At 60.9% G+C, this 253-nt stretch carries 1 protein-coding gene; it reads right to left on the reverse strand.

All coding sequences use genetic code 11. The features are described from left to right. Positions 1-186 (reverse strand): gamma-glutamyltransferase (locus tag AC5IJH_RS18450; protein WP_491904283.1); only part of this gene is annotated, 186 nt, incomplete at its 3' end. Positions 187-253: the final 67 nt, after the last annotated feature.

Here is a 253-nt window from a genome sequence, read left to right on the forward strand (position 1 = left end):
GAAGCTGTCATTGAGGGTTGTGGTCACTGCGACAGCATTGCCATCTGCGTCCAGAACCGAGTAGTGCGTCGTATCCACCGACTTTGCGTCGGCAGCCTTCGCTCCAGGTGGCAGCGGCAGAAAGTCGCCGGCCGTTTGAGCGTGCTCGATGGCGTGGCATGGTCCGGTTGGATGCTCTTGCGCCACGCATCTGCATAGCCGGGGCTGAGCAGTTCCTCAATCGGAAGCTGCGCGTAATCCGGGTCACCGAGAT

Source organism: Candidatus Dedyshia acidiphila, from assembly GCF_051025295.1.
Taxonomy (GTDB): Bacteria; Acidobacteriota; Terriglobia; order Terriglobales; family Acidobacteriaceae; genus KBS-83.